This is a genomic window from Mesorhizobium sp. M8A.F.Ca.ET.207.01.1.1 (genome assembly GCF_004794715.1).
Lineage (GTDB): Bacteria > Pseudomonadota > Alphaproteobacteria > Rhizobiales > Rhizobiaceae > Mesorhizobium.
Genome location: NZ_SRUS01000532.1, coordinates 1 through 290 on the forward strand (window position 1 = coordinate 1; position 290 = coordinate 290).

Below are 290 nucleotides of genomic sequence, written 5' to 3' on the forward strand. Positions count from 1 at the left end.
GCCTGCACGTGCGAGGCGACACCTCCGGTGACGCGCTGATCGCGGTGAAGAACATCGGTGGCGTGGGCGCGCCGACGGTGGATGGCATCCCGCTGATCGAGATCGACGGCGCATCGCGGGCGAACTACGCACTGAGCGGCCGCGCGGTGGGCGGATCGTATGAGTACTTCCTGTTCCAGGGCGGCCTGGCCGATCCTTCCGATGGCAACTGGTACCTGCGTTCGCAGTGGTTCGATGTCTGCCAGGACAACCCGGCTGCGCCGGGATGCGCGGTCGATCCGGGCCCGGAT

1 protein-coding gene is annotated in these 290 nt (G+C 67.9%); it reads left to right on the forward strand.

Translation table 11 applies throughout. The features are described from left to right. Nucleotides 1–290, forward strand: a 290-nt coding sequence (locus tag EN850_RS35705) for an autotransporter outer membrane beta-barrel domain-containing protein (protein ID WP_136093082.1), incomplete at both ends; no start/stop codon positions are given.